Consider the following 23866-nt stretch of genomic DNA (forward strand, 5'->3'; position numbering starts at 1 on the left):
GTTGATCAAGTACATCGGTTCGAAGCGCGTCCTCCTCCCCCGCCTCCTGCGGGTGGTGGAGGCACTGCCGGACGTGCAGACGGTCGCCGACCTGTTCTCGGGGACCGCGCGCGTGGCCCACGCGCTCAAGCGTCGCGGCTACCGGGTGGTGGCCAACGACCACCTCTGCTACGCGCACGTCCTGGCGCGCTGCTATGTCCAGGCCGACGCCCGCCGGGTCCTGCCCCACGCGCGCGCGGTGATCGCGGAACTGCGCACCGTCAGGCCGCAGGCCGGCTACTTCACCGAGACGTTCTGCGTCCGCTCGCGCTACTTCCACCCCAAGAACGGGGAGCGGATCGACGCGATCCGGGAACGCATCGCCGAGATGTGCCTGGAGCCGGACGTGGAGGCCGTGGCGCTGGCGTCGCTGATGGAGGCGGCCGACCGCGTCGATTCGACCACCGGCGTTCAGATGGCCTACCTGAAGACCTGGGCGCCGCGCGCGCTGAGGGATCTGGAGTTGCGCGTGCCGGAGGTGCTGCCGGGGTACGGGGCCGCGCTTCGGATGGACGCGGTCGAGGCGGCCAAGGTCGTGGAGGCGGATTTGGTGTACCTCGATCCGCCGTACAATCAGCACAGCTACTTGGGCAACTACCACGTCTGGGAGACGCTGGTGCGCTGGGACAACCCTCCCGTGTACGGGGTCGCGTGCAAGCGGGTGGACTGCCGCGACTACGACAGCGCCTTCAACTCCAAGCGCCGCATTCACGACGCACTGCGCCGGATCGTGACGTCGGTACGGGCCAGCTACCTGCTGGTGTCGTTCAACAACGAGGGCTTCGTGACCAAAGAGCAGATGGCCGACCTGCTGGGCGAGCGCGGTTACGTCGCGACCGTTGAGGTGGACTTCAAACGCTACGTCGGCGCGCAGATCGGAGTCTACAACCCACGCGGCGAGAAGGTGGGCCGTCCAGGTCCCCTTCGGAACACGGAGTACCTGTTCTTGGTGGGTCCGGACGCGGCCGTCGTGCAGCGCGCGGTGGCCGCATCCGCCGGGAGCATCCGGCCCCAGACGCGCTCCGCACGGTCGGCAGCGCTCGCCTACCGTGGATCGGCGACGGCTCGGCCGACCGCCGGAGGACCCAGAAGGGCGGACTGCAGTGGACCGGTGCGAGCTGCCTCAAGAGGTCGTCGATGAGTTCGTCCGCAGGGAGCACGGCGACCTGGACGGCGTGCGGCAGATGGTGCGGGCGCACCCGGAACTGGTGAACGCTTGCTCGAGCGCGGGCGAAACGCCCCTGAGGGCGGCCGCCCACGTCGGACACAAGGAGATCGCCGCGTACCTGGTGTCTGAGGGGGCGGAGTTGGGAATCTGCGCCGCGGCGATGCTGGGCATGGACGACTTCGTTCGCCAAGCCGTCGAAGCCGACCCCGCGCTCGCCAACGCGCGCGGCGCCCACGGCATCCCGATCCTGTTCCACGCCGCGATCGGCAGCGACCACGAACTGGTACGGTTCCTCGTCGAGCGGGGCTCGGAGGTGACCCTGGCGAGGGCCGGCGGGCTTACCGACGACGCGCCTTCACCCGGACTGGCGCCGGGTCTCGTCGATCCGGTCGGACCTCGCGACCCGCCGGGCGCCCCGACCGGGCCTGCAGTCCGGGACAGGGCGCGGGCTAGGGGGGCGAGACGGTGACGGTGGACTTCCGGTCGGACCGACTGCGCGTGGCGCGGACGATCGTCTTACCCGCCAACGTGTACTGTATGTTGATGCGGTGGACGCGGGAGACGCCCTCGTGGAACGCCGGCGGGAAGAAGACGCGGCTGGTGGCGATGTCGGTCACGTCGGTGAAGAACCAAATCCACTCCTTGCGGTCGCGCGGCATCGCCTTTACGTCGTCCATCGCCACGTGGACGTCCGCCGTGGCACCGGTGAGCCGCACGCTGCGGACGGTGTCGTCGCCGATGAACGACTCGATGAGGTTGCGGATGACGGTGGCGGTGGGCGTGTTAGGGTCCTGGGCGGAAGCCGACCCCCAGCCCGCCAGGAGGATCGCGCACGCAACCAGCCACGCGCGGATCCGGACGCGCGCACGGCGCCTCACCTGGACCCCCTTTTCAGCTGTCTTGGCCGTCCGTTCCGTTTTTCCTCCTGCTTCCGTAGACTGAAAGCGCAGATCCTCAGGAGGTCGGATATGACGGAAGCGGCAGGCGTGTTGGAGCTGATCCGCACAAGGCGCAGCGTCGGCAAGTTCCGCCCCGACCCCGTGCCGAGGGCGATCCTCGAACAGGCGCTGGATGCCGCGGTCTGGGTCCCCAACCACCGCCTGACCGAGCCGTGGCGGTTCTTCGTGCTGTCCGGCGGCGCGAAGGAACGGTTCGCGGCCATCCGGCGGGACTTCCGCCGCACGCTGATGCCCAACCCCGACGCGCCGGAGGTCCAGGCGGCACTGGAGCGCGTCTATCGCGACGCGGCCGACACGCCGGTCATCGTTGTCGTGACCTCGCACCTCGCCGACGACCCCGAGGTCCGGGAGGAGGACCTGTGGGCCACGTTCGGCGCCGCCTACGCGTTCATGCTGGCCCTGTGGAGCTTCGGCGTCGGGACGTACTTCCGTACCGGCGGGCTGCGCGATCACCCGCCGCTGCGCGAGTTCCTCGGCCTGGGCGCAGACCGCCGCATCGTCGGCGTCGTCTACGCAGGGTATCCCCTGGAAGTGCCGCAGCGCCGGCGCACCCCGGCGGCCCAGAAGACCGTGTGGATGGACGACTGATCTCAGAGGGCCGGGCGGAACGGGATGATCCGGAACAGCCAGGCGTTGAGCGCGAACAGAGAGTCGGTGACCATCGCACCGCCCATCACCAACAGCAGCAGCCCTCCGGCGGTCTCGATCGCGCGTCCGTGCCGCGTCACCCAGCGCAGCGCGCCGACGGCGCTTGAGAGGACCGCGGCCGTGACGAGGAAGGGCAGGCCCAGCCCCAGGGAGTAGACGAACAGCAACCGCGCGCCGTCCTGTACCGTGCCCGCGGTGGTCGCCAGGGTCAGGATCGCGGCCAGGGTGGGCCCTACGCACGGCGTCCACGCGAACCCGAACGCCATCCCCAACGGCAGCGCGCCCCATATCCCCCACCGGTTCTGCGTGAACGGAATCCGGCGCTCGCGATACAGGGCGGGGATCCGGAGGACGCCGAGCAGGACGAGGCCCATGGCGATGACGACCGCTCCGCCGGCGCGCGTCAGGGCCGACCGGTACTCCAGGACCAGAGTCCCCAACAGCGAGGCCGAAGCGCCGAGGGACGTGAAGACGACCGAGAATCCCACCACGAACAGCAGGCTGCCGACCAGAACGCGGGCCAGGGGGGCGCACCCGCCGCCCTGGAGTTCGGCCACCGACACCCCGGAGACGAACGCGACGTAACCCGGCACCAGCGGGAGGATGCACGGGGAGAGGAACCCCAGCACCCCGGCCCCGAACGCCACGATCAGACCGACCTCCGGCATCGTCCCTCCTGCTGCCGACTCCCCCCGCGGGGCCTGCCGCCGCCTCCGTCGGGGACGCCAAGCGCTTCCATCATAGCCCGTTGGACGGGCAGACGTCGTGGCTTGCCGGCGCCGGTGCGTTTCGCCATAGGCATGCCCTATCCGTTCGATAGCGACGATCGATTGGGACGGCAGCAGGCGTTGTGCTAGGATGAACACGAAAAGGCGCTGCTGAGGCCGGCAGCGCCTGTTTCGCCACTCGGGGCCGGGGCGCGCCGGCGTCGCCGGCGAAAGGAAGGGAAGGGCCGTGAGGACGAACCGCCTCAAACTGCTGGTCGGCGGCGTGCAGCTCCGCGACGGTGTGACGACCGTCACCGACCTGCTCGGCAAGATCTTCACCCGCGCCGGGCTGTACGCGATCGCGATGGAGAAGGGGTACGCGTCGACGATCTACGGCGCGCACCAGTACGACCCTATGCTCGTCACGGAGACGCCGGCGGTCTCCTACGGCGACCCCGACATCGACATCCTCGTCGCACTGGACTACGACACGAACCCCGACGCGAAGCAGCAGCCCAACCGCGACACCGTCCTGCGTCACGGAGGCTTTTTGCGAGACGGCGGGATCCTGCTGTACGACGCTTCGACAGGCGAGATCCCCACCGACGACCTGGAAGCGCGCGGGGTCAAGGTGTTCCCGATCCCGGCCCGCAAGATCGCGCATACTGAACTGAAGAAGGAAGTGGTCAAGAACATCATCATGACCGGTGCGCTGTTCCGGCTGGTGGACTTCGACAACGACACCGCCTATCTGACGCAGCTGCTGGAGGAGCGTTTTTTGCGCAAGGGCCGCGAACTCGTCGATCTCAACCTCCAGGCGGCCGCCCGCGGGCGGGAGGCGGTCGAGAAGATCCTCGCCGAGCGCGGCTACGAGCTGACGGTGCGGCTGGAGCCCCGTCCGGCCAAGAAGGCGGTGTACGTCTCGGGCAACGACTGCCTGGGTGCCGGGGCCATCGCTGGCGGCGTGCGCTTCTACGCGGGATATCCAATCACGCCCGCCAGCGGCATCCTCGAGTTCATGGAGCGGTACCTGCCGAAGTACGGTGGCCGCGTCCTGCAGGGGCAGAACGAACGCGAGAGCATCCGCGCGGCGATCGGCGCGGCGCTGGCCGGCGCGCGCGCGATGATCGGGAGCTCCGGTCCCGGGATCTCGTTGAAGGTCGAGGAGATCGGCGTCATCGGCGCGACCGAGACGCCGGTGATCGTCGTCGACGCACAGCGGGCGGGCCCTTCGACCGGCATGCCGACGCGCCCGGAGCAGGGTGACCTCAACCTCGTCCTGGGATCCGGACACGGCGACATCCCGCGCATAGTGATCGCGCCGGGTACGATCGAGGAGTGCTACACGCTGATGCTCGAGGCGTGCGAGCTGTCCGACAAGTACCAGTGCCCGGTGTTCTTTCTCACCGATCTCAACCTCTCCGAGGGCAAGAAGACCGTCCTGGAGGAGGTCTTCGCGCACCGGCCGAAGGTCACGCGCCACGCGATCGTCCGCGAAGACGACGTACGGGGGAAGACCTACCGGCGCTACGAGATCACCGAGTCGGGGATCTCCCCGCGCAGCGTGCCCGGGACCCCGGGGGCGATCTTCAAGACCAGCGGCGCCGAACACGACGAGTTCGGGTTCGTCTCGATCGACCCGGCCAAGCGCGCGGCGATGATGGAAAAGCGCATGCGCAAGATGGACACCTACCTGCGCGAGGACTGGAAGCCGCCGCAGGTCTTCGGGGAGGTGCGCGGCGCGCCCGTGATTGTCGGCTGGGGCAACACCCGGCCCGTGCTCGAAGAGGCCCGTGCGGTTCTCCAGGCGCGGGGCATAAAGGCCGCGCTGGTGCACTTCACGCACGTCTGGCCGCTGCGCCGGGACGCGCTGGACGCGCTGCTGGCGGACGCCGGCCCCGTGGTCGTCGTCGAGCAGAACTACAGCGGCCAGTTCGCCGACCTGCTGCAGCAGGAGCTGCTGATCCCCACGCGCCGGGTGCTGAAGTACAACGGGATCCCAATGCACCCGACCGAGGTGGCCGATGCGGTCCAGAAGGCACTGGAGCGCGAAGGAGCGGTCGTCCGGATCGGAGGCACGGCGCCGGTGAAGGTGGAGGTGGGGCGCAATGAGCACGAAGGGGACTAAGATCTGGGACGAAAACGCCGTCCCCAAGCACCGGATCCAGTGGTGTCCGGGGTGCGGGGATTTTGGCGTGCTGGCCGCTCTCAAGCAGGCGCTGACCGAGCTGGAGATCGTGCCGCACGAACTGCTGCTGATCGGCGGGATCGGCTGCTCCGGACAGATCCGAAACTACCTGAACGGCAACGCGTTCCACGGCACCCACGGCGGCGCGCTCGCCTACGCGGTCGGCGCCAAGATGGCGAACCCGGACCTGAAGGTCGTCGCGCTGGCCGGTGACGGCGACACGCTGGCGATCGGCATCGAGAACTTCGTGCACGTCTGCCGGCGCGACCCAGACATGGTGCTGCTGGTGATGAACAACGGCGTCTACGGGCTGACGAAGGGGCAGGACTCGCCGACCGCGGGGCTGGGGCAGGAGCGGGAGGAGTTCAGCGAGGAGCACCCCCCGATGGTGGATCCGCTGCTGCTGGCGCTGGCGAGCGAGGCGACATTCGTGGCGCAGTCGTTCAGCGGTGACGTGAAGCACGCGACGCGGATGTTCGTCGAAGCGTTTCAGCACCCGGGGTTCGCGTTCATCAACGACTTCTCGCCGTGCGTGACGTACAACAAGTTCAACACCTACGAGTGGTTCCGTGACCACGTCGAGCACGTTCCGCCCGACCACGACGCGTCCAGCAAGGACGCCGCGTGGGCGCTGGTCCGCGACTTCGCCCGGCGGGGCAAGGTCCCCCTGGGGGTGGTGTACCGCAACCCGCGCAGGTGCAAGCGCTTCGAGCGGCTCCCGATGTGGGAGGATGAGCTCGGGGAGGTCGACCTGGAGCCGGTCCTTGCGGCGTTCCGGTAGGAGGGTCCGCATGGCCTTCGAAGGAGCCCGCCGTCGGTTTCGTCTCCGCGACAGCGGGCGCATGAGCCGCGCCGGCATCGTCGGTCGTCCGGCCCCGTAGTCCCCGACGGTGTCGCTGCATCCCTCCGGCGGCGGCGTCCTCGGGACGGTCGCTCGTTCGTCACCGGATCGTGCTGCGCACCTCGGTCTGGCGGCGCTGGTGGGGGGCGCCGCCGGCATCGCGTTCGCGCCCATCTTCGTGCGGCTGAGCGAGGTTGAACCGTCGGCGACCGCCTTCTGGCGCATGGCGTTTGCGTTGCCGCTGTTGTGGCTGTGGCGAGAGCGGGAGCGGCGCGTCCTGCAGACCGCGCGTCCCCTCGCCCGGGACGTCCCGCGGCTGGTCGCCGCGGGCGTGTTCTTTGCCGGTGATCTGGCGGTCTGGCATTGGTCGATCCGGTTCACGACGGTCGCCAACGCCACGTTGCTCGCGAACTTCGCCCCGATCTTCGTCGCGCTGGGTGCGTATCTGCTCTTCGGGGAGCGGTTCACCCGCACGTTTTTGGCCGCGCTCGCTCTGGCCATCTGCGGTGCGATCCTGCTGATGGGAGCGAGCGTGCGGCTGGGCGCGCAGAGCGTCCTGGGCGATGTACTGGGGATCGCGACCGCGGTGTTCTACGCTTCGTACATCCTCGCGGTCGGGCGACTCCGCGCGCGCCTGTCGACCGCGACGGTGATGACGTGGAGCAGCGCGGTGACCGCGGCGGCGTTGCTGCCGATCGCGCTGCTGTCGAGGGAGAGCCTGATGGCGCCCTCGCTGCGCGGGTGGCTGGTGCTGGTGGGGCTGGCCGTCATCAGCCAGTTCGTCGGCCAGAGCCTGATCGCCTATGCGCTCGCCCACCTGCCGGCCGCCTTCTCGTCCCTGGTCCTGCTGCTGCAACCCGTGCTGGCAGCGGTCTTCGCCTGGCTGTTGCTGGGGGAACGGTTGGCGCCGCTGCAGGTCGCGGGCGGGGCGGCCGTCCTCGTCGCGATCTCGTTGGCACGCGGCGGTGTCCGCAGGGGGCCAGACCCGGTGCCCGGGCGGCTCAGTTGACCCGGCAGCACCCGCCGCCGCAGCAGCCGCCGTCGCCGTTTGCCTTCGCGGTGGCGAACACCGAGACCAAACGGCGAACCTCCGTCGCGCCGCAGTGCTCGCAGGTCATCCGGTCGGCGTCCGCACTGCTGGGCACAAGCCGCTCGAACCGTTGCCCGCACTCCGCACAGGCGTACTCGTACATCGGCATCGATCGGTCACCCCTTCACCGGCCTTCTACCATTTGATCGTAGCATCGTGTGCGACGCGTGTCGGCTCCCGGGGCAGAATAGGGGTGGGGGACGGGCATGGAAGCGATGCGGACGGCTCACGTGGAGGTTCCCGTGGAAGGCGTCGTCCTGAGCGGAGACATCGCGGTGCCCGCGGACGCGCGCGGGGTGGTGCTGTTCGCGCACGGCACAGGGAGCGGCCGGTTCAGCCCACGCAACCGGTTCGTGGCGCAGGCGTTGCAGCGCGCCGGGCTGGCGACGTTCCTCGTGGACCTGCTGACCGAACAGGAGGAACGGGCGGATTCGCGCACGGCCGAGCTGCGGTTCGACGTCGATCTGCTGGCGCGGCGGGTGGTGGGCCTGGCGGAGTGGCTGACCCGCGACCCGAACTCGACCGGTCTGCGGGTGGGGCTGTTCGGGGCGAGCACGGGCGCAGCCGCAGCCCTGGTGGCCGCCGCGCAGCGACCGGACGGGATCGGCGCGGTGGTCTCACGCGGCGGGCGGCCGGACCTGGCGCGCGAAGCACTTGTTCAGGTTCGCGCGCCCACGCTGCTGATCGTCGGAGGCAGGGACTGGCCGGTGATGCGGTTGAACGAGGAAGCCTACGCCGACCTGCGCTGTCCCAAGCGCCTGGAAATCGTCCCTGGGGCGGGTCACCTCTTCGAGGAACCCGGCGCCCTGGAACGGGTCGCCGAACTCGCCGCGGATTGGTTCCGCCAGCACCTCGCCGGCCAGCCCGCCCGACCGGCGTAGGCGCGTCGGCTACGCGCCGATGGCCCTCGCCGCTTCCTCGTAGTCCTGGGGTCTGACCCAGAGGATCATCCCGTAGCGGCCCCCACCGGCCGAGGTTGCCGCCGCCGCGACGATGTTGATTCCGGCATCGCCGAGTTTCTTGGCGTACTCCGCGGCCGCACCCACGCGGTCGTCCCCCCGGATCAAAAATGCCCGCTTGGGTCCGGTCAGCTGCCAGCCCGAGCGGTCCGCGACCGACCGCAGCGCCACGGCGTCCTCGGGTACAAGGTCGAGTTGGGCGTTGCCGCCCTCGACAGGGAACGCGAGATAGGCGAGGAGGTTCACGCCGCCTTCTCTGAGCGCCGAAAGCACCCGCGCTCCTTCGCCGGGTCTGTCCGGAACGGTCACGTAGTAGTAGTCGACCCGCCGCACCTCGTCGGCCATGGTTCACCTCCCGCAGGGCGTTCATTCGTCACCAGGATAGGGCGGATCGAGACCCGCTGTACACCGGCGCCGCGGATTGCCGCCCGAGCCCTGTGCGCCGACCGCATCCGGTGCTGGCGTCGCCTGCGCCGCAGGGTCTTGACAGCGGTGGCCGGGCAGTCTAGATTTAGCGAGTGCTAATTTAGTTGTGGCTAAAAGGCGCGCAGATGATGACAGAACAGGTCACGCAGGCCACGCAGGACTACCTCAAGGTCATCTACAAGCTCGGCCAGGCCGGTGGCCCGGTGACGACCAACGCCATCGCCGACCGCATGGGCGTGGCGCCGGCTTCGGTGACGAAGATGGTGAAGCGGCTCGCCAAGGACGGGCTGCTCACGCACACCCCCTATTACGGCGTGCGCCTCACCGGCCGTGGGGAGCGGGCCGCGCTGGAGGTCATCCGCCACCACAGGCTGCTCGAACTGTACCTGACCCAGAGGCTCGGTCTGCCCATCGACGAGGCGCACGCCGAGGCCGAACGGCTCGAACACGCGCTGTCGGAGGCCGTCGAGGAGCGGATCGCGCGGGTGCTGGGCAACCCCCGTTCGGACCCCCACGGCGACCCGATCCCGTCCGCCGACGGGGAGGTCGACGAACAGGTGCACCCAGCTCTCGCCGACGCCACACCCGGTCGCTCGGTCGTCGTCGCGCGCGTCAGCGACAGCGACCCCGTGCGCCTGAGGCGCATCGCCGCGCTGGGCCTGCTGCCCGGCGTGCGCGTCCGCGTGCTGTCCCGCTCGCCCGACGGCGGGGTCACGGTCCATGCCGGCGCGGGCCGAGCGCGCCGGGTCTCCGGGCGGGTGGCCCGTGGGATCTTCGTCCGGGAGGTGGCGGGTTGACCGCACCCCGCCTCGCCGCCCTGTGGCTCGTGGCCGTGCTGGCTACCGGCTGCGCCGGGGAGTCCGCGAGCCCGGCCGCGCAGCGTCCGCGCGCGATCGCGACGATCAACATCCTCGCCGACTTCGCGCGCGGGGTCGCCGGCGACCGGATCGAGGTCAGCAGTCTGATCCCGGTGGGCGGCGACCCGCACACCTACGAGCCGGTCCCCCGCGACGTCCAGAGGATCGCGGAGTCCCACATCCTCTTCTACAACGGGCTGGGCCTGGAAAAGTGGCTGCACAAACTGATCGCCAACGCCGGCGGACGGCGCGTCATGGTCGAGGTCACGAGGGGGCTGCGGCCCGCGATCCAGACGAGCGGCGCGTACGCCGGCGACCCCGACCCGCACCTGTGGATGGACCCGCTGGCGGCCCGGACCTACGTCGAGAACATCCGCGACGCCCTGATCGCCTTCGACCCCGACGGCCGGAGCGCGTACGAGGCCAACGCCGCCCGCTACCTGCGGGAACTGGACGAGCTGCACCGTTGGATCCAGCAGCAGGTGGCCCAGATCCCACCCGCGCGGCGGAAGCTGGTGACCACCCACGACGCGTTCCGCTACTTCGGGAATCGCTACGGCTTCGCGGTCGTCGGTACGATCTGGGGGATCAGCACGGAGGACGAACCGTCGGCGCAGGAGATCGCACGTCTGGTGGACAGCATCCGGCGGGAGCGGGTGCCCGCGGTGTTCGTCGAGACGACGATCAACCCCAAGCTGATGGAGCGCGTCGCCCGCGACGCCGGCGTGCGCGTCGGCCGCAGCCTGTACGGCGACTCCCTCGGACCCCCGGGCAGCAACGCCGACACCTACGTCAAGATGATGCGGCACAACGTCGCCGCGATCGTGGAGGCGCTGCGATGATTCCTTCAGACTTTCCGCGCACCCGGGAGCAGGACGCCGGCCCGCCCGCGATCGAGACCCGCAACCTGACGGTGTCGTACGGGGGCAAGCCGGCGATCCGCAACGTGACCCTCGCGATCGAGCCCGGGCGCCTGGTGGGGCTGGTGGGACCCAACGGCGCCGGCAAGTCGACGCTGCTGCGCGCCATCGTCGGCCTGCTCACACCGGACACCGGGCGGGTGGCGATCTTCGGCCAAAGCCCGCAGGCGGCGCGGCGACTGGTGGCGTATGTGCCGCAGCGCACCGAGGTGGACTGGGACTACCCCATCGTCGTCGAGGAGGTCGTGCTCATGGGCCGGTTCAACCACATCGGGTGGGTGCGCCGGCCGAGGGCGCTGGACCGGCAGGTCGCCGCGGAGTGTCTGCGGCGCGTGGGGATGGAGGCGTACGCGCAGCGCCAGATTGGACAGCTGTCCGGCGGCCAGCAGCAGCGCGTGTTCCTGGCCCGCGCGCTCGCGCAGGAGACCCCGATCATGCTGCTCGACGAGCCGTTCGTCGGCGTGGACGCTGCCACCGAGGAAACGATCTACCGCCTGCTGGACGCCGCCAAGCAGGAGGGCCGCACCGTCGTCGTGGCGACCCACGACCTGAGCCGCGCGCAGACGGCGTTCGACCGGTTGGTCCTGCTCAACCAGTATCCGATCGCCTACGGGCCGCCGCAGGAGGTGTTCACGCCGTCTCTGCTGCAGCGCACCTATGGCGGCCGTCTGACCCTGCTCGATGCCGCCGACCAGAGGATGGTGATCCGGCCGTGACGGCCCTGTACGACCTGTTCGTCAACCCCATGCAGTACGCGTTCATGCAGCGTGCGCTACTGGCGTCGCTGCTGGTCGGCACGATCTGCGCGGTGCTGAGCTGCTACCTGCTGGTCAAGCGGTGGGCCCTGCTCGGGGACGCGATCTCGCACTCTGTGCTGCCGGGCGTGGCGTTCGCGTACATGGCCGGCCTGCCGTTCTTCACCGGTGCGGTGGCCACCGGCATGCTGACAGCGCTGGGCATCTCCGCGGTGGAGCGTCACACGCGCATCAAGGAAGACTCGGCGATGGGCATCATGTTCACCGGCGCGTTCGCGCTGGGGTTCGTGCTGGTCAGCCGCATCCGCAGCAAGAGCGTCGACCTTTTCCACATCCTGTTCGGCAACGTGTTGGGGGTCTTTGACGCGGACCTGATCCTCACCGCCGCGACCGGAGCCGTGGTGTTGGCGGTGGTGTTTGCGCTGTACAAGGAGCTCCAACTGTGGACGTTCGACCCGGTCGCCGCCGCGGCGATGGGACTGCCGTCCGGCGTGCTCCACTATACGCTGATGCTGCTGCTGTCGATGACCATCGTGGCCTCCCTCCAGACGGTGGGCATCGTGCTCGTCGTCGCGATGCTTGTGACCCCCGGAGCGGTGGCATTCCTGCTGACGGACCGCATGTCGCGCATGCTCGGGATCGCGGTCGCCGTGGGCGTCGTGTCGGCGCTGAGCGGGCTGTTCCTCTCCTACCACCTCAACGTCGCCTCCGGCGCGACGATGGTTCTAGTCGCGACGGTCGTGTTCGCGTGCGCGATGCTGCTCAGTCCCCGCGAGGGGATCGTGTGGTCGGCGATCCGGCGGCGCCGCGTGGTCTACCTCACGGCGCTGGAGGACTTCTTGAAGCAGGCGTACGTCCTGGACCGCCAGGGGGAGGCGACGATCGCGGCCGTCGCGGAGAGATTGGGCACGGGGCTGCGGCAGGCGCGCAGCGCGCTGCGGCGGCTGGCGCGTGAAGGGCTGGCAGACCCCTCCGACGGCGTGGTGCGCCTGACCGACGCCGGCCGCGCGCGGGCGCAGGAACTGATCCGGTCGCATCGCCTGTGGGAGCGCTACCTGGTGGACGCAGGCGGGCTGTCGTGGGCGGAAGTGCACGCCGAGGCGGAACGCCTGGAACACCTCGGCACGCGCGAACTGGCCGCGAGGCTGGACGAGGTGCTGGGCCGTCCGGAACACGACCCGCACGGCGCGCGCATCCCGCGGGCCGGGCAGGACCCAGAACTCCGTGCGGAGCCGCTTGCAGCCCGGCGCATCGGAGACACCGTCGAGGTGGCCGAGGTGGAAGACGAAGACCCCGACGTGCTGCGCCGGCTCGACGAGAAGGGCATGCGCCCCGGCGCGCGCGTCCACGTCCTGCACAGAAGGCAAGACGGGACCCTGCGGGTTCGCGTCGACGGCCGGGAGGAAGAAATCGACCCAGCGTTGTCCGACGTCGTGCTGACCCGGCCGGCCGGGGGGACTTCTCGCAACCTTTGAGCGGTCGCCAGACAGCCCTGCGATCCTCCCGGCTCCGGGTAGACGCTCTGTTGGAACCGTCGGCTTGACCCCGGTTGTGGGCCGCTGCCATGCTATGTTCGGAGAGGGGGGATGACGATGCCACGCAGGCGCGCACTGTTCGTCGCCGCCGTCGTGATCGTCGTCGTCGCGGCGGTCGCACTCTACCAGGTCAGTCGGATGCGGGCTCCGGCACCGCCGGCCGCGAGGCTGGAGATCTTCTCATGGTGGACCACGGGGGGCGAGGAGGCCGGACTGTTGAAGCTGTTCGAGCTGTACCGGCAGCAGAACCCCGGCGTGGAGATCATCAACGCCACCGTGGCGGGTGGGGCGGGCTTTGAGGCCAAACCCGCCCTCAAGGCGCGGATGCTGGGGGGCGACCCGCCGGACTCATTCCAGGTCCACATGGGCCGCGAGTTGATCGACACCTGGGTCGTGACCGGATACATGGAGCCGCTGAACGACCTGTACGCGCAGGAAGGATGGGAACAGGTCTTCCCGGCCGGCGTGCTGGGCCTGCTGCGGCACGAGGGCAGCTACTGGTCGGTGCCGGTGAACATTCACCGCGCCAACGTATTGTGGTACAACAAGCGGACTTTCGAGGAGAACGGCTGGAAGCCGCCGGAGACCTTCGACGACTTCTTCGCCCTCGCAGAGCAGATGCGCGCCAAGGGCATCACCCCGCTGGCGTTGGGGGACGTCGGCATCTGGGCGTCGGTGCACCTGTTCGAAGTCGTGCTGGCCGGCGTGCTGGGCCCGGACGCGTACAGCGGTCTGTGGACCGGCGCAACCGACTGGAACGGCCCGGAGGTCCGGCGCGCGCTGGAGATCATGGCGCGCATGCTCACCTACGTCAACCCGGATCACTCGGCGCTGTCGTGGGATCAGGCCAACGACCTGGTGATCCAGGGCCGCGCGGGGATGACGATCATGGGCGACTGGGTGGACGCCGACAACCTCGCCAAGAACTTCCGGGATTCGGGTTGGGCGCCGCCGCCGGGCACACGAGGCGTCTTCGTGGCGCTGTCCGATACCTTCGGCCTGCCCAAGAACGCACCCCACCGCGACCAGGCGATCGCCTGGCTGCGGCTGGTGGGGTCTAGGGCCGGGCAGGAGGCGTTCAATCCCGTCAAGGGCTCGATCTGCGCGCGCAACGACTGCGACCCGGCCCTGTTCGGCCCGTACCTGCAGTCGGCGATGCAGGACTGGGCGCGGGACCGGATCGTGCCGAGCCTGGCCCACGGGGCGGCGGCGTCCGAGTCCTGGGTGGCCCTGATCAACGACGTGATGAGCGCCTTCGTCAGCGATCGCGACGTGGCCAAGGCCCAGGCCGCGCTGGCAAAGGCCTGCGTCGACGCGCGGGTGTGCCGCTGACCTCACCGACGTAGCGCCTGTCCGGCGGAGCCACCCCGAGCCCGTGTCGGGCCCGTGAGATGAGGTCGACATCCGATCGAATCCTCGCGGCGGCTCTCGTCGCCCCTTCGATCGCCGCCGTGGGGCTGTTCGTCTACGGCTTCATCGGCTGGACGGTGTGGGTGTCGCTGTCGAACTGGTCGGGGCTGCGCCCGGACCTCAGCTGGGCGGGCCTGAGCAACTACGCGACGCTGTTCGCCAACCCGCGCTTCCACCTGGACATTCGGAACACGGTGGTCTTCACCGCGTTGTTGCTGGCGGCGTGCATGGCGCTGGGGCTGGGACTGGCGCTGTTGCTGGACCGCGGGGTGAGGGGCGAAAGCGTCTTCCGCAGCATCTTCTTTTTCCCGATGGCGATCTCGTTCATCGTCACCGGGGTCGCCTGGCGGTGGCTTCTGGCTCCGGGCGACCCCGCCACCGGCCGGATCACGGGCGTCAACGTCCTGCTCGCCCAGGCGGGTCTGCCCCACCTCAAGTGGTACACGGACCACACGGTTCTCTACATCACGCCCGACAGCGCACTCGGCCAGGTGCTCGCCGGCATGGGGCTGGGTTTCCTCACCGGTCCGGTCTTCGGCGTGCCGGTGGCGATGCTGTCCATCGTCATCGCCGCGACCTGGCAAATGTCGGGGTTCGTTATGGCCCTCTACCTCGCAGGGCTGCGCGGCTTTCCGGAGGAGCTGCGGGAGGCGGCGCGGATCGACGGAGCCGGTGAGTGGCAGGTCTACCGCCACGTCATCCTCCCCTACCTGCGCCCGGTGACTCTGAGCGCGCTGATCATCCTCGGCCACATCTCGCTGAAGATCTTCGACCTGGTGGCCGCGATGAGCAAGCGTGGGCCCGGCTTCGCCACTGACGTCCCCGCGTACTTCATGTTTGAGACCACCTTCCACGCGGACCGGTTCGCCGAAGGCGCCGCCATCGCGGTGGTGATGCTGGTGAGCGTCAGCGTGCTGATCGTTCCGTATCTGGTGGGCAGCATGCGGCGGGAGAGCGCGACGTGAGACCGGCGGGACGCGCGGTCGGCGGCGCACAGGAGCAGGCGCAGGCGCTGGTGATCGCGGCGCGCCCGCACCTAGCGGTTGCCCTAGGCCGGGTCTCGCTCTACGCGGCGCTGGTCTTGGCGGCGGCGTTCTACCTGCTGCCCGTCTACGTGCTCTTGATCACCGGCATCAAGTCCTACGCGGAGGCCGGGCTGGACCGCATGTGGCACCTGCCGGCGGCCCCCACGCTGGACGGTTTCCGGCAGGCGTACGCCCGCCTGTCGCCGCACTTCGTCAACAGCCTGACGCTTACTGTGCCGGCGGCGTTGCTGTCCTCCCTGCTGGGGTCGGTCAACGGCTACGTCCTCGCCAAGTGGCGGTTTCGGGGTGCGGACGCGGTCTTCACTTTGATCCTGTTCGGGATGTTTATCCCCTACCAGAGCGTCCTGATCCCGCTGGTGCACACCCTTCAGCGGGTGAACTTCGCCGCGCACGCGCTGGACCTGCCGACCTGGTTGAAGTGGGCCGTACCGGGGTACGGCACGCTGTCGGGCCTGGCGTTCGTGCACGTCGTCTACGGGATCCCGATCACCACGTTGATCTTTCGCAACTACTACGCCACGGTCCCCGACGAGCTGATCGACGCGGCAAAGGCCGACGGCGCGGGCCTGCTCGGGATCTACCGGCTGGTTTTGCTCCCCATCTCGATGCCTGCCTTCGCCGTCGTCCTGATCTGGCAGTTCACGTCCATCTGGAACGAGTTCCTCTTCGCGGTGGTGCTGACTCAGAATCCCGCCGTCCGACCGGTGACCGTCGCGCTGTACAACCTCGCCGGCAGCTACATCGTGGAGTGGAACGTGCAGATGGCGGGTGCGCTGCTGGCGGCGGCCCCCACGCTGTTGGTGTACGTCTTCTTGGGACGGTACTTCCTGCGCGGTCTGCTGGCCGGAGCGCTGCGGGGCTGAGCGGGCGGTGGGGCCGGCGCCGGTCAGGTGACGACGGTGCGGGCGAGGGCTTCCAGCCCCGCGGCGTCGTCCAGGTCCAGCCACTGGAGCATGACCCGCTGCACGCCGACGCCGCCCAGGGCCTGCAGTTGGTCTCTGATCTCCGAGGGCCCGCCGACCAGGACGCCACGCGCCCTCAGTTCTTCGACGGTGCGACCGCGCGCGGACGCCCTCTGCTCGATCTCCGACCGGCTGCGTCCGAACAGCAGCCCGGTCATCATCGAGCGGCGGACCGCGTGGGGCGGACGCCCGTTGCGCACCAGCAGGGCGTCCAGACGGGCACTGAGTTCTGCGAAGCCCGCCGGCGTCTGGAAGGTGGCGTTCCATTCGCTCGCGTAGCGGGCAGCCAGTGGCAGGGTGCGTCGCGGACCGTTGCCGCCCACCAGGATGGGAGGACATCCTGGTCGTTGCGGGCGCGGCAGCAGCTGTGCTTCGCGCAGCGTGTAGTAGCGGCCGGTGTAACTGACCGGTCCGTCGTCGCGCAGCAGGTGTGTGACGACCTGCAGCGACTCCTCGAACCGACGGAACCGTTCAGGGACGTCGAGCAGGTCGAAGCCGAACTTGACGTGCTCGCGTTCCTGCCAACCGGCGCCCATCCCCAGGGTCATCCGGCCGCCGGACAAGTCGTCCACCTGGGCGGCCATCCGCGCGGTGAAGACCGGGTGACGAAACGACGCCGGCGTGCACAGCGGCCCGAAGGCGATGCGGGTCGTGTGCTCCGCCAGCCACGTGAGCGAGACCCACAGCTCGAGGGAGTCGCGGTCGGGCGGGGCAGCGTTCGTGAAGTGGTCGGACCGGTACAGGCCAGCGAACCCCAAGTCCTCGACCGCCCGCACGGTGCGTTTCCAGCGTGGCCAGTTCAGTCCGTTCTGGCCTTCGACCATGATTGCGACGTCCATGGTTGCTCCTCCCGTACCGGGCGGTTTTGACGGGTCAAACGGGCAGTCCTGCCCCCCGTGGTCGCACGATTCCGGTTGCGTGCCCACATGGGGCGTGCTAGAGTGAGGCGACCGTCATAGATGCGTTCTGTCTGTCGCAGGCCTTCTTCGTGGTGAGCGGGTCCGGCGGGGCACACGCACGATGCCGGCACTGTCTCACGCGGCACCGCCGCATCCGGCCCAGAGCCGGAACACGAAGGAGGCTGTCTTGACTTCTACGAAGGTCCCGCAAGTGCAGGGGGCGTTCGCAGACCTGCAACTGCGACCCCACACGCGCACGGCAATCCAGCGCCTGGGCTGGACGGAGCCGACCCCGATCCAGTCGCGCGTCATTCCCTTCGTCCTGGCGGGCAAGGACGTGGTGGGTCAGGCCCAGACCGGTTCCGGCAAGACCGGAGCGTTCGCGATCCCCATCGTGGACCGCCTCGAACCCACGGTCGGCGCGCTGCAGGCGGTCGTGCTGACGCCCACGCGCGAACTTGCGGTCCAGGTGTCCGAGGACGTGCGCAACCTCGGCCGCGACCGCCGCATCCGGGTCGTCGCCTTGTTCGGCGGCCAGGCCATCGGCAGGCAGATCGACGAGCTGCGCCGTCACCCCCAGGTGGCCGTCGCCACACCCGGCCGGCTGCTGGATCACATGCAGCGGGGCACCGTGCGGCTGGACGCGCTGCGCGTCGCCGTCCTCGATGAGGCCGACCGCATGCTCGACATGGGGTTTTTGCCCGACGTCTCCCGCATCCTTCGGGCCACCCCCGGTGGGCGCCAGACGGTGTTGTTCTCGGCGACGATGCCGGAGGGGATCTGTGCGATCGCCCGGCAGCAGATGCAAGACCCGGTGTGGATCCGCATCGCCGCGCCGGCACCGACGGTGGCGACGGTCACGCAGTTCTACGTCGAGGTGGCCGAAGAGGACAAGGTCAGGGCGCTGCGCCGGCTGCTGCGGCGGGAGCGCATCGAGGCGGCTTTGGTGTTCCGGCGCACGCAGCACCGCGCCGAGCGCCTGGCCAGGGTGCTGCAGCGAGACCACAGGGTGGGGGTGCTGCACGGCGGTATGCGCCAGGGCGCACGGCTGGCGGCGTTGCGTGCCTTCGAGGCGCGCCGCACGCCGCTGCTGGTCGCCACGAACGTCGCGTCGCGCGGGCTGGATCTGCCCGCGGTCTCCCACGTCATCAACTTCGACATGCCCGAGGACACAGAGACCTACATCCACCGTGTGGGCCGTACGGCGCGGGCCGGCCGGGCCGGGACCGCGATCACGTTCGTCGGCCAGCACGACGTCGAGACGTTCGACGAACTCAAGCGCAGGCTCGGGGACGCCCTGCGCCCCCACCCGCTGGACGTCTACGGGAACTGACTCCCGCGTCCGGGCGCTCTGTCCCGCGGCCCCGGGGCAGCCGGGTACGGTGGCGGAGGGGGTGGGATTCGAACCCACGAGGGCTGGTCGGCCCTAACGGTTTTCAAGACCGTCTCATTCGTCCGCTCTGACACCCCTCCGCTTTCGATTATAGGGGCAGCGTCAGCACACCGGGCGGGAGGCCAACTGGAGGATCCGTCTCCAGGAGGCGGCATCCAGGGGCACGACGGACAGGCGCGGCTGGCGGACGAGCGCCAGGTGGGCCAGCTCGGAGTCCGCCTTGATCTCGGCCAGCGTCACCGGACGGGGAAGGGGCCGCACGGCCCGCACGCTCACGACGACGCGGCGGCCGGTGTGGTCGTCAGGGTCGGGGTGCGCCTCCCTTACCACCTCGACGATGCCGACGATGCGTCGTTCGCCTCCCGTGTGGTAGAAGAACGCAAGATCGCCCCGCCGCATCCTCTTGAGGTTGCCCACCGCCTGGGGGTTCGTCACCCCGTCCCAGACGTCGGTCCCGGCCCGGACCTGGTCGTCCCACGACCACTCGTCCGGCTCGCTTTTCAGCAGCCAGTACGCCATCCCGACCTCCCTCTTGCTGTGTGCTAACCTTACTTATGGTGCAGGATAGCGGCGTCCGCCGGGGAGGGTCACCCCCCTCTTGTGCCGGCGGGCGCTATTTGTACTTGCGAGGGTTGCTGTGTCGCTGCGCGGGTTGGTGCCGCTGGTCGACAAGTGGGAGCCGTTCGTCGCACTGCGCGGGGCCGTGCGCTCGGGCGACGGCATCCCCTGGGTCACCGGACCGAGCGGCTCGTACAAGGCCCTGCTAATGTGCGCGCTGCTGTCTGCGGAGGGAGACCGACCCGTGTTCGTGCTTACCGCGGGCCGGGAGGCCGCGGAGCGGCTGTGCGACGACGTCGCGGCGTTCGCCCCGTCGCTGCGCGACCGCATCCGGTTGTTCCCGCCCGCCGAGTCGCTCCCCCACGACGAGTTGCCGCCCTCGCCGGAGACCGTGGGGGAGCGGTTGCGCGCGCTGCGCGATTTGGCCAGCAGGCAGCCGGTGGTCGTCGCCGCTCCGGTCGCCGCGGTCCAACGGCGGGTCGCCCGACCCGAGGTTATCCGTGGCGCCATGCTCGAACTCCGAGCCGATCAGCAGGTCGCGCTCGAATCCGTGGTCGGGCGCCTCGCCGCCGGCGGGTACGAGCGGGTGTCGCTGGTCCAATCGCAGGGCGCGTTCGCGGCGCGCGGCGGCATCGTGGACGTCTACCCGCCCGGGTCTGAGTACCCGGTGCGGATCGAGTGGTTCGGCGACGTGATCGAGTCCATCCGCGTCTTCGACGTGCAGACGCAGCGGTCCGAAAGGCGGCAGGACTCCGTTGCGATCCCGCCGGCGGCCGAGCCGGAGGGCGACCTGTGCGTGGTGGACCTGCTCCCCGACGGCGCCCTGCTCGTGCTCGACGAGCCGGTCGAACTCGAACACCAGGCGCACTCGGTGCACCGCGCCGCCCTGGAGGTCGAGCGGCAGCTGTGGGAGCGGGGTGTGGCCCCGCTGCCGTATCTGTCCTGGAACGAGATCCGTGAACGCGCCCGGCGGTTGCGGGTGCTCCCTGTTTCCGCGCTGCACGGGCCGCCGGAAGGGCAACCGGGGCTGGCGCTGGCAGCCGGGGCCGTCGACCCGTTCGCGGGGCAGGTCGGGTCTTTGGCCCAGGAGGTCCAGCGTTGGCAGAGGTCCGGACAGCGCGTCGTCGTCGCCAGCGCCCAGGCCCACCGGGTCGCCGAAGTGCTGGCCGACCACGGAGTGGCGGTGGACACCGCGCCGGACTTGGATGCGCCGCCGGCCCCCGGATCCGCCGTCGCCGTGCCCATAGCGCTGTCCGGCGGCTTTCGCATCGCCGACGTCGGTCTGGTCGTCGTCACCGACGCGGAGGTCCTGGGCTGGCGCCGTCGCCGCCGGAAGTTCCGCGTCGCCAAGGAAGGCGCGATCTTGCGCTCGTGGACCGACGTCCGACCCGGCGACCTGGTGGTGCACGTCCACCACGGGATTGGACGCTTCGTGGGGGTCACCCGCAAGGCGATCGACGGCGCCGAGCGCGACTACCTCCACCTGGCGTACGCGGAGGGCGATGCGCTGTACGTGCCGACCGACCAGATCGGGCTCGTCCAGCGGTACGTCGGCGTCGAAGGCGCCGAGCCACGCATCCACCGTCTGGGCACCGCCGAGTGGGACCGCGAGAAGCGAAAGGTGCGGGAGGCGACACAGCAGATCGCGCGCGAGCTGTTGGAGATCTACGCGCGTCGCGAGATGGCCCGCGGGCACGCCTTCGCCCCGGACAGCCCGTGGCAGCGCGAACTGGAGGCCAGCTTCCAGTTCGAAGAGACACCGGACCAGTGGCAGGCGATCCAGGACGTCAAGCGCGACATGGAGGCGCCGAAACCGATGGACCGACTCGTCGCCGGCGACGTCGGCTACGGAAAGACTGAGGTGGCGCTGCGGGCGGCCTTCAAGGCGGTGATGGACGGCAAGCAGGTGGCCGTCCTGGTCCCGACCACGCTGCTGGCCCAGCAGCACTACGGTGTGTTCGCCAGCCGGTTTGCCGCCTTCCCCGTGCGCGTGGAGATGGTCAGCCGGTTCCGGTCGCCCCAACAGACGCGCGCGGTCCTCGATGGCCTGCGCACCGGTGAGGTGGATGTCGTCATTGGCACCCACCGGTTGCTGCAGAAGGACGTGCGGTTCCGCGATCTGGGACTCGTGATCATCGACGAGGAGCAGCGGTTCGGGGTCCGGCACAAGGAACGCCTCAAGCAACTGCGCGCAAGCGTGGACGTGTTGACCCTGACGGCCACGCCGATCCCTCGGACGCTGCACATGTCCCTGGTGGGCTTGCGGGACATGTCCGTGATGGAGACGCCACCGGACGCACGCCAGCCGATCCGTACGGTGATCGAGGAGGACGACGACGCGATCGTCCAGGAGGCCATCCGCCGCGAGATGAGCCGCGGGGGGCAGGTCTACGTCGTGCACAACCGCGTGCAGACGATCGAGCGCGCGGCGCGGCGGATTCAGGCGATTGTGCCCGACGCGCGGGTGGCGATCGCGCACGGGCAGATGCCCGAAGCGCGGCTGGAGAAGGTCATGGTGGACTTCGTGGGTGGCCGTTACGACGTGTTGGTCTGCACGACGATCGTCGAGATCGGGATCGACATCCCGCAGGTCAACACCATCATCGTCCAGGACGCCCACCAGATGGGACTGGCGCAGCTGTACCAGTTGCGGGGTCGCGTCGGGCGGGCCGACCGTCAGGCGTACGCGTACTTGGTGTACCCACGCGGGGTGCGTCTCACGGAGGAGGCCGCAGCGAGGTTGCAGGCGATGCGAGAATTCGTGGAGCTGGGCAGCGGCCTGCGGCTGGCCATGCGCGATCTGGAGATCCGCGGCGCCGGGAACCTGCTGGGCCCCGAGCAACACGGACACGTGGCGGCGGTCGGCTTCGACCTGTATACTCGGCTGTTGGATGAAGCGATCCGGCGGCTGCGCGGCGAGTTTGTCGAGGAGGCGCCGGATCCGGTGATCGAACTGCGCCTGCCGGCGTTCCTCCCGGAGTCGTACATCCCGGACGAACCGCAGCGTCTGAGCGTGTACCGACGCCTGGCGGCGCTGCGTTCGTCCGAGGAGGCGGCGGCGCTGCGCGACGAGCTGCGTGACCGCTACGGTGCGCCGCCCGAGCCGGTCACGAACCTGATCGAGATCGCGACGCTGCGGGAGCACGCGCGCGCGGTGGGTGCGGTTTCGGTGACCCAAGGGCCGCGCGGGGTCTTGATCCGCATGCGCGGCGGACTGTCGCCTCGGGAGAAGACCTGGCTGCCCGTGGAGTTCCGCGGACGGGTGCGCGCGGTGCCGGAGGGATTGCTGCTCACCGACGCTGCGGATGCGTTGGCGGTGCGTGCCGTCCGCGACGTCCTGGACGCGCTCGCCCGTCTGCGGCAGCAGGGCCGCGTCGGTTCGGAGCGCTTGCCGGCCGGCGGCATCCGGGCGTGAGGTCCGGTTGCCGCACCCGTGGCCGCGCAGCGGATCGTAGATGCAGAAGCACGCGTCCGGCGCACGAGGGGACGGTCTTGGCCTTGGGGCGGCGCGAACGACGGACGTGAGAGGAGAGTCCGATGAGGAACCCCCTGGGAAGCCTTCTGAGAAACCGGACGGCGTGGGTGGCCTCGGTGCTCGCGCTGGCCCTGGTGGTGGGCGCGACGGTCGTCGCAGTGCGCGCACTGCGGCCCCGCAGCGCGGTCGCGGCGACGGTCAACGGCGAACCGATCTACACCGCCGAGGTGGACCGGTACGTGCGGGAAATCGGCCAGCAGTACGGGATCGACTTCACGCAGGGAGAGGGTCCCAAGCAGAGGAAGGAACTCGCCGACAGCATCCTCGACCAGCTCATCGACCGCGCCCTGATTCTGCAGGAGGCGCGCAGGCGCAATCTGCTCGCTTCGGACACCGACGTCGACGCCCGAGTCGCCGAGATCCGTGGAAGCTTCCCCTCCCAGGCCGACTTCGAGAGCGCGCTCAAGGTGCGGGGTCTGTCGGTGGCCGACCTGCGGGACCGCATCCGGTTCGACCTCACCGCCCAGAAGCTGATCGCGGGCATCAGCCAGCCGCAGGTCAGCGAGGCGGAGGTCAGGCAGTACTTCGCCCAGAACCGCTCGACGTTCGACCAGCCCGCTCAGGCCCGCGTCCGGCACATCCTCGTCAAGACGGAATCGGAGGCGCGCATCGTGCTGGCGAGACTGCGTGCCGGAGAGGACTTCGCCGCCGTGGCCAGGGAACTGAGCCAGGACCCAGGCAGCAAGGACCAGGGAGGGGAACTCGGCCCGATCCAGCGGGGACAGACCGTGCCCGAGTTCGACCGGGCGGCGTTCTCCCTGCCCGTCGGCCAGATCAGCGACCCGGTGAAGACGTCCTTCGGGTACCACATCCTGCAGGTCCAGGAGAGGACCGCGGCGAAGCCGGCCACCCTGGAAGGCGCGCGGGAGCAGATCGTCCGGGTGCTCACAGACCGCAAGCGGCGCGCGGCGTTCGAAGCGTGGCTGAAGACAGCGCGGGAGCAAGCCAAGATCGTGAAGAACATCTGAGGG

Annotated in this window: 23 protein-coding genes and 1 tRNA gene; 17 read left to right on the top strand and 7 right to left on the bottom strand. The window is 69.7% G+C overall.

Annotation, left to right across the window (positions count from 1 at the left end; translation table 11 throughout):
- Position 1: 1 nt before the first annotated feature.
- Both QN163_01350 and QN163_01355 read left to right on the top strand, forming a co-directional pair.
- On the top strand, positions 2-1180 hold the full coding sequence (locus QN163_01350; protein MDR5682659.1) for a DNA adenine methylase: 1179 nt from the start codon (positions 2-4) through the stop codon (positions 1178-1180).
- Entirely contained in the window at positions 1143-1676 is a 534-nt protein-coding gene (locus QN163_01355; protein ID MDR5682660.1) for an ankyrin repeat domain-containing protein, read from the top strand. The genes QN163_01350 and QN163_01355 overlap by 38 nt, the downstream gene beginning before the upstream one ends.
- Here QN163_01355 and QN163_01360 read toward each other — a convergent pair.
- Entirely contained in the window at positions 1657-2085 is a 429-nt protein-coding gene (locus QN163_01360; protein ID MDR5682661.1) for a hypothetical protein, read from the bottom strand. The genes QN163_01355 and QN163_01360 overlap by 20 nt on opposite strands.
- 90 nt (positions 2086-2175) lie before the next feature.
- Here QN163_01360 and QN163_01365 point away from each other — a divergent pair, with 90 nt between their 5' ends.
- On the top strand, positions 2176-2754 hold the full coding sequence (locus QN163_01365) for a nitroreductase (GenBank protein ID MDR5682662.1): 579 nt from the start codon (positions 2176-2178) through the stop codon (positions 2752-2754).
- A 2-nt stretch (positions 2755-2756) separates the two neighbouring features.
- Here QN163_01365 and QN163_01370 read toward each other — a convergent pair whose 3' ends face one another.
- Complete coding sequence (locus QN163_01370; protein ID MDR5682663.1) at positions 2757-3482, bottom strand: cytochrome c biogenesis protein CcdA; 726 nt, start codon at positions 3480-3482, stop codon at positions 2757-2759.
- Positions 3483-3768: 286 nt separating this feature from the next.
- Between QN163_01370 and QN163_01375 the strand changes: the two genes are divergently transcribed.
- The 3 genes from QN163_01375 to QN163_01385 all read left to right on the top strand — a co-directional run bounded on the left by QN163_01375 (position 3769) and on the right by QN163_01385 (position 7559).
- Positions 3769-5649, top strand: a complete 1881-nt coding sequence (locus QN163_01375) for a 2-oxoacid:acceptor oxidoreductase subunit alpha (protein MDR5682664.1) — start codon at positions 3769-3771, stop codon at positions 5647-5649.
- The gene (locus tag QN163_01380; GenBank protein MDR5682665.1) at positions 5630-6490 is read left to right on the top strand and encodes a thiamine pyrophosphate-dependent enzyme; all 861 of its coding nucleotides are present in this window, start codon (positions 5630-5632) and stop codon (positions 6488-6490) included. Before QN163_01375 ends, QN163_01380 begins: the two co-directional genes overlap by 20 nt.
- Positions 6491-6599: 109 nt before the next feature.
- Positions 6600-7559 carry a DMT family transporter gene (locus QN163_01385; GenBank protein ID MDR5682666.1) on the top strand — a complete coding sequence of 320 codons (960 nt, stop codon included), beginning with the start codon at positions 6600-6602 and terminating at the stop codon, positions 7557-7559.
- Here the strand turns inward: QN163_01385 and QN163_01390 are convergent.
- The gene (locus tag QN163_01390) at positions 7552-7749 is read right to left on the bottom strand and encodes a zinc ribbon domain-containing protein (protein ID MDR5682667.1); all 198 of its coding nucleotides are present in this window, start codon (positions 7747-7749) and stop codon (positions 7552-7554) included. The genes QN163_01385 and QN163_01390 overlap by 8 nt on opposite strands.
- Positions 7750-7846: 97 nt before the next feature.
- Here QN163_01390 and QN163_01395 point away from each other — a divergent pair, with 97 nt between their 5' ends.
- A complete protein-coding gene (locus QN163_01395) occupies positions 7847-8521 on the top strand; it encodes a dienelactone hydrolase family protein (protein ID MDR5682668.1) in 675 nt (224 codons plus the stop codon).
- 9 nt (positions 8522-8530) lie between these two features.
- Here the strand turns inward: QN163_01395 and QN163_01400 are convergent, their stop codons facing one another.
- On the bottom strand, positions 8531-8944 hold the full coding sequence (locus QN163_01400; protein ID MDR5682669.1) for a hypothetical protein: 414 nt from the start codon (positions 8942-8944) through the stop codon (positions 8531-8533).
- A 206-nt stretch (positions 8945-9150) separates the two neighbouring features.
- On the opposite strand from QN163_01400, the gene QN163_01405 reads away from it, so the two are divergent.
- From QN163_01405 to QN163_01435, 7 genes are all read left to right on the top strand, one after another.
- On the top strand, positions 9151-9822 hold the full coding sequence (locus QN163_01405) for a metal-dependent transcriptional regulator (GenBank protein MDR5682670.1): 672 nt from the start codon (positions 9151-9153) through the stop codon (positions 9820-9822).
- Entirely contained in the window at positions 9819-10724 is a 906-nt protein-coding gene (locus tag QN163_01410) for a metal ABC transporter substrate-binding protein (GenBank protein ID MDR5682671.1), read from the top strand. Before QN163_01405 ends, QN163_01410 begins: the two co-directional genes overlap by 4 nt.
- The gene (locus QN163_01415; protein MDR5682672.1) at positions 10721-11518 is read left to right on the top strand and encodes a metal ABC transporter ATP-binding protein; all 798 of its coding nucleotides are present in this window, start codon (positions 10721-10723) and stop codon (positions 11516-11518) included. Before QN163_01410 ends, QN163_01415 begins: the two co-directional genes overlap by 4 nt.
- Positions 11515-13032, top strand: coding sequence for a metal ABC transporter permease (locus QN163_01420; protein MDR5682673.1), 1518 nt, complete (start codon positions 11515-11517; stop codon positions 13030-13032). Before QN163_01415 ends, QN163_01420 begins: the two co-directional genes overlap by 4 nt.
- A 111-nt stretch (positions 13033-13143) precedes the next feature.
- Positions 13144-14424, top strand: coding sequence for an ABC transporter substrate-binding protein (locus QN163_01425; GenBank protein ID MDR5682674.1), 1281 nt, complete (start codon positions 13144-13146; stop codon positions 14422-14424).
- 59 nt (positions 14425-14483) lie between these two features.
- The gene (locus QN163_01430; protein MDR5682675.1) at positions 14484-15467 is read left to right on the top strand and encodes a sugar ABC transporter permease; all 984 of its coding nucleotides are present in this window, start codon (positions 14484-14486) and stop codon (positions 15465-15467) included.
- Between the two features lie 50 nt (positions 15468-15517).
- Positions 15518-16411, top strand: coding sequence for a carbohydrate ABC transporter permease (locus tag QN163_01435; protein ID MDR5682676.1), 894 nt, complete (start codon positions 15518-15520; stop codon positions 16409-16411).
- A 23-nt stretch (positions 16412-16434) separates the two neighbouring features.
- On the opposite strand, the gene QN163_01440 is transcribed toward QN163_01435, so the two are convergent.
- Entirely contained in the window at positions 16435-17349 is a 915-nt protein-coding gene (locus QN163_01440) for an LLM class F420-dependent oxidoreductase (protein MDR5682677.1), read from the bottom strand.
- A 247-nt stretch (positions 17350-17596) separates the two neighbouring features.
- Here QN163_01440 and QN163_01445 point away from each other — a divergent pair, with 247 nt between their 5' ends.
- Positions 17597-18742 (top strand): DEAD/DEAH box helicase, encoded by a 1146-nt coding sequence (locus QN163_01445; protein MDR5682678.1) that lies wholly within the window; start codon positions 17597-17599, stop codon positions 18740-18742.
- A 50-nt stretch (positions 18743-18792) separates the two neighbouring features.
- On the opposite strand, the gene QN163_01450 is transcribed toward QN163_01445, so the two are convergent.
- Both QN163_01450 and QN163_01455 read right to left on the bottom strand, forming a co-directional pair.
- Positions 18793-18882 (bottom strand) — tRNA-Ser (locus QN163_01450).
- Between the two features lie 22 nt (positions 18883-18904).
- Complete coding sequence (locus QN163_01455; GenBank protein MDR5682679.1) at positions 18905-19321, bottom strand: EVE domain-containing protein; 417 nt, start codon at positions 19319-19321, stop codon at positions 18905-18907.
- Between the two features lie 118 nt (positions 19322-19439).
- On the opposite strand from QN163_01455, the gene mfd reads away from it, so the two are divergent.
- Positions 19440-22775, top strand: a complete 3336-nt coding sequence (gene mfd, locus QN163_01460; GenBank protein MDR5682680.1) for a transcription-repair coupling factor — start codon at positions 19440-19442, stop codon at positions 22773-22775.
- A gap of 122 nt (positions 22776-22897) precedes the next feature.
- The gene (locus QN163_01465; protein MDR5682681.1) at positions 22898-23863 is read left to right on the top strand and encodes a peptidylprolyl isomerase; all 966 of its coding nucleotides are present in this window, start codon (positions 22898-22900) and stop codon (positions 23861-23863) included.
- Positions 23864-23866 lie beyond the last annotated feature (3 nt).

Source organism: Armatimonadota bacterium (genome assembly GCA_031432545.1).
Classification (GTDB): Bacteria; Sysuimicrobiota; Sysuimicrobiia; order Sysuimicrobiales; family Sysuimicrobiaceae; genus Caldifonticola; species Caldifonticola tengchongensis.

Coding starts and splice junctions, on each gene's coding strand:
- QN163_01370 (MDR5682663.1), bottom strand. CDS start 3,482: ATGCCGGAGGTCGGTCTGATCGTGGCGTTCGGGGCCGGGGTGCTGGGG.
- QN163_01380 (MDR5682665.1), top strand. CDS start 5,630: ATGAGCACGAAGGGGACTAAGATCTGGGACGAAAACGCCGTCCCCAAG.
- QN163_01465 (MDR5682681.1), top strand. CDS start 22,898: ATGAGGAACCCCCTGGGAAGCCTTCTGAGAAACCGGACGGCGTGGGTG.
- QN163_01440 (MDR5682677.1), bottom strand. CDS start 17,349: ATGGACGTCGCAATCATGGTCGAAGGCCAGAACGGACTGAACTGGCCA.
- QN163_01425 (MDR5682674.1), top strand. CDS start 13,144: ATGACGATGCCACGCAGGCGCGCACTGTTCGTCGCCGCCGTCGTGATC.
- QN163_01430 (MDR5682675.1), top strand. CDS start 14,484: ATGAGGTCGACATCCGATCGAATCCTCGCGGCGGCTCTCGTCGCCCCT.
- QN163_01405 (MDR5682670.1), top strand. CDS start 9,151: ATGATGACAGAACAGGTCACGCAGGCCACGCAGGACTACCTCAAGGTC.
- QN163_01395 (MDR5682668.1), top strand. CDS start 7,847: ATGGAAGCGATGCGGACGGCTCACGTGGAGGTTCCCGTGGAAGGCGTC.
- QN163_01365 (MDR5682662.1), top strand. CDS start 2,176: ATGACGGAAGCGGCAGGCGTGTTGGAGCTGATCCGCACAAGGCGCAGC.
- QN163_01455 (MDR5682679.1), bottom strand. CDS start 19,321: ATGGCGTACTGGCTGCTGAAAAGCGAGCCGGACGAGTGGTCGTGGGAC.
- QN163_01390 (MDR5682667.1), bottom strand. CDS start 7,749: ATGCCGATGTACGAGTACGCCTGTGCGGAGTGCGGGCAACGGTTCGAG.
- QN163_01400 (MDR5682669.1), bottom strand. CDS start 8,944: ATGGCCGACGAGGTGCGGCGGGTCGACTACTACTACGTGACCGTTCCG.
- QN163_01415 (MDR5682672.1), top strand. CDS start 10,721: ATGATTCCTTCAGACTTTCCGCGCACCCGGGAGCAGGACGCCGGCCCG.